General features: G+C 67.8%; 1 protein-coding gene and 1 tRNA gene. One reads left to right on the forward strand and one right to left on the reverse strand.

Going from position 1 to position 4,321, the window contains the following annotated elements; all coding sequences use genetic code 11:
* Nucleotides 1-840 precede the first annotated feature (840 nt).
* Nucleotides 841-912: transfer RNA gene (locus ACFWW9_RS45840), tRNA-Cys, on the reverse strand.
* Nucleotides 913-1,114: 202 nt separating this feature from the next.
* On the opposite strand from ACFWW9_RS45840, the gene ACFWW9_RS45845 reads away from it, so the two are divergent.
* Nucleotides 1,115-4,321 (forward strand): LamG-like jellyroll fold domain-containing protein (locus ACFWW9_RS45845; protein ID WP_390389922.1); only part of this gene is annotated, 3,207 nt, incomplete at its 3' end.

The following is a 4,321-nucleotide window of genomic DNA, read 5'->3' on the forward strand; positions in this document are numbered from 1 at the left end:
GTCCCACCCCGCTCGCGCAATTATTTCAACATCCGTTTTGGCTTGTCAAGGCGGGAAAGATGCCTTGACAAGCCAAAACGGATGCGAAGGCGCTTCGGATCGGGGTGGGGAGGGGGGTCTGGTCGACACCTGGGTTGCGTAGGTCCGCCAAGGCGGCTTCGCCGCCATTCCAGTGGGCCGCCAGCCGCCGTCGCTGGTGCCGCCACACCGTTGCTGTTCTTGCCGCACCACCGGGTTCTGACCGCTGGTGCCGTCACGCTGCTGCTGTTCTTGTCGCGTCGCCGGTCCTCGGCCGCTGGTGCCGTCACGCTGCTGCTGTTCCTGCCGCACCACCAGTCCCCGGCCGCTGATACCGCCACGCCCCTGCCACTGTCCCTGCCCCCGCTTCTGCCTCTGCTCCCACCTCTGTCCTTGCCCCGCTTTGTCCTTGCCCCCCGTTTCTGCCCTGCTCCTGCCCTTGCCTTCGCTCCCGTCCTTGCTCTCGCTCTCGCCCCTGTTCGTGTCCTCGCTACTTCTGGCCCCCCGGCCGATGGTGACTCACTTCTGAGGGCTCTATTGCGGTCTCGCTGCCATCGCTGCCGGCGTTGTCTCCGCGTCGCCGAACCCCTGCCCCGGTCGCTGGCTCTGCCTCCGGCCTTTGCTGTCTCCGGTGTGTGGCGTGGCCTCCATCGCTGGCCTGCTGCTCGCACTCATCCGTCGCTCTCGCCCCTCCCTCAACACCGTCGCTGGCGAGGTGGGCATGGCGGTGGCCGCGACCCTCGGTTATCCAGGGGCGCGTCGGTGCTTGACTTGCGGTGCCCAGGTGTCTCCGCAGGGGCATGTTCTCTACCTGGGGTTTTGAGGCGATGACGGGAATCGAACCCGTGTAACAGGATTTGCAGTCCTGTGCCTAAGCCACTCGGCCACATCGCCCTTCGATCACGCCCCGTGACCGTATCTCGTCTCCCTCCCCGTGGCCATCGTGTTCACTCTGCGGGATCGGGTTGACTGTGTCCGGTTCGTCCGATCAGACAAATTTGTGTGCGGTGCTGTTGTTCTCTGTTGAAACATGTTAGTAATCGAGCTGTTTTGTGTGAGGTCTCTCACGCCCTGCCCCGCCAGGAAGGGAAGCTCGATGCCAAGACCACCCCTGCGGTCGCTCGCGCTAGCGATGCTGCTGGTTCTCTCCGTCGTCGCCGTGCCCTCGGGTGTGGCGTCGGCCGCGGCCGCGCCCGAGGGCGCTGCCGCCGTGCACGGGTTGAAGGGCGAGTACTACCGGATGTCCGCGCCGGGGGCTCGTGACTTCGCGCAGCTCGGTGGTGTGCTGCTCGACCCGAACATCGACCTGCCCGGACTTGCCGGGACGTTCGAGTCGTTGACCGGGCAGTCCGAGCACACGACCGCGCGGTGGACCGGGAAGTTGACCGCGCCCGCCACCGGTGACTACACGTTCCACCTGATCGGCGACAACGGGTTCCGGTTCTTCCTCGACGGGGCCGCCGTGATCGACCACTGGGTCGGGGACTGGGACGTCGAGCAGCACAGCTCGGTGGTGCACCTCGAAGCCGGGGTCGCGCACGACTTCAAGATGGAACTGTTCCAGGACGTCGGTGGTGCGAACGCGTTCCTGCGCTGGTCCACGCCGACGCTGGCCAAGGAGATCGTGCCGGAGTCGGCGTTCACGCCGCCGGACGGGTTCCAGGTGTTCCCGGTCGACCTGGCCGTGGCCGCGGACGGGATGAAGGTGACCGCGGACTTCGAGCAGCCGGTGACGGCGCTCGCGCAAGCTCAGGCTCACCTGGCCGTGGAGGCGGACACGACGCCGATGCCGGTGGCCAAGGTGGCCGTCGACCGCGGGGACAAGTCGAAGCTCGTGATCACGTTGTCGCAGCCCATCCAGAAGGGGCAGCGGGTCAAGTTCACCTACGACGGGACCGGCGGGCTGGTCGTCGGCACGGAGACCGTGCCGCAGATCATCCGGTCGGCCGCTAACGCCTCGACGCACCGGTTGACGACCAAGTGGGGCGACAAGGTCGACAAGAACAACCCGCTGCCGGAGTACCCGCGGCCGCAGCAGGTGCGCGACGACTGGCTGAACCTGAACGGGCAGTGGGAGTTCGCCGGTGCCAAGGAAGGCGAGGCGCCGGTGTTCGGCAAGCCCCTCGGCGAGCGCATCACGGTGCCGTTCCCGGTGGAGTCGCAGCTGTCCGGGCTGGAACGCCACGAGGACCACATGTTCTACCGCAAGCTCGTGTCCGTGCCGCGCGACTGGAAGATCGGGTCAGGGCAACGGTTGAAGCTGAACTTCGGCGCGGTCGACCACCACGCCGTGGTGTACGTGAACGGCAAGCAGGTCGCGGACCACAGCGGTGGCTACAGCGCGTTCACGGCGGACATCACCGACGCGCTCAAGGGCTCCGGCAAGCAGGAGATCGTCGTCGCGGTGACCGACACGACCGGCGCGAACCAGCCGATCGGCAAGCAGTCGCGCAACCCCGGCGGCATCGTCTACACGCAGAACTCGGGCATCTGGCAGACCGTGTGGCTGGAGCCCGTGCCGGACGTGGCGATCGACTCGGTCGTCACCACGCCGGACCTGGCCAAGAACGCGTTGCAGGTGCAGGTGAAGTCGGCGTCGTCCACGGCGAAGGTCACGGCCACCGCGCGCGACGCCAAGGGGCGCAAGGTCGGCAGCGTGAGCGGCGCGGCCAACGCGCAGCTGACGTTGAAGATCGACAAGCCGCACCTGTGGAGCCCGGACGACCCGTACCTGTACGACCTGGACGTGGAGCTGTCGCAGGGGCGCAGCAAGGACAAGGTCGAGAGCTACTTCGGCATGCGCTCCATCGCCGTGCAGAACGTGGGCGGCTTCCCGAAGCTGGTCCTCAACGGCAACCCGGTGTTCTCGCTGTCCATGCTGGACCAGGGTTTCTGGCCAGACGGCCTGTACACCGCGCCGAGCGACGAGGCGCTGCGCTGGGACCTCCAGGCGCAGAAGGACCTCGGGTTCAACGCGGTGCGCAAGCACATCAAGATCGAGCCCGCGCGCTGGTACAAGCACGCGGACGAGCTGGGGTTGTTGGTGTGGCAGGACTTCGTGTCCGGCGACTACAGCACGCCCGAGGGGCAGCAGGCGTTCCTCACCGAGGGCAAGCGGGCGATGGAGCAGCTGCACAACTCGCCGTCGGTCATCGGTTGGATCGTGTTCAACGAGGGCTGGGGCGAGTGGAACCGCGAGGAGACCGGGAAGATCGCCGAGCAGGTCAAGGCGTCCGACCCGTCGCGGATCGTCAACGCCCACAGCGGTGTGAACTGCTGCGCCTCCAAGGGTGACTCCGGCAAGGGCGAGGTCATCGACCACCACGACTACAACAACACCGACCCGGCGTTCCCGGACTCGACCCGCGTCGCGATGGACGGCGAGCACGGCGGGTTCACGCTGCGCACGCCGGGCCACATGTGGCCCGGCGCACCGGCGGTGATCTACAGCGGGGTGAAGGACAAGGCGGCGCTGACGGCGAAGTACGTCGCCAACACCACCGACTTCTACCTCGAGGCCGCGGGGGCCGAGCTGTCCGGTTCGGTCTACACCCAGGTCACCGACCTGGAGACCGAGCTGAACGGCCTGTGGACCTACGACCGCCGCGAGATCAAGGTCGATCCCGGCCCGGTCCGCGACATCAACCGCAAGGTCATCCGGGCGGGGGCGCTGGCGGGCAAGGACGCCAACTTCCCCGGTCGCGGCAACTGGCAGCTGGACGAGAACAAGGGCACCACGTCCAGCGACCGCAGTGGTGGGCGGAGCACGTTGACGCTCAAGAACGGCACCAAGTGGGCGCCCGGCGTCAAGGGGTCCGCGCTCGCGTTCGACGGGATCGACGACTCCGCCGAGACCGCGGCTCCCGTGCTGGACACCACGAAGGACTACTCCGTGGCGGCGTGGGTCACCCTGGACAAGCTGCCGGGCAACTACGCCACGGCCGTGAGCCAGGACGGCCGGGTGCGGGAGAACCCGTTCTACCTCCAGTACGGGCAGGGCGCGTTCGCGTTCAGCACGCCCGGCGGCAACCGCGCCCGGCTCGAGGTCACGCCGGAGCTGAACCGCTGGTACCACCTGGTCGGCGTGCGCGACCACACCACCGGTGAGGTCCGGCTGTACGTCGACGGCCAGCGCGTCGCCGCCACGACGGCGGGTCCCGACGCGGTCAGCACCGGCCCGCTGTCGATCGGCCGCGCGAAGTACGCGGGCGTGAAGGGCGACTTCTGGTCCGGTTCGGTCGACGCCGTGCACGCGTACGACCACGTGCTCACCGACCAGGAGGTGACGGCCCTCTACACCTCC

It is taken from the genome of Umezawaea sp. NPDC059074 (assembly GCF_042738955.1).
In the GTDB taxonomy this organism is placed as follows: domain Bacteria; phylum Actinomycetota; class Actinomycetes; order Mycobacteriales; family Pseudonocardiaceae; genus Umezawaea.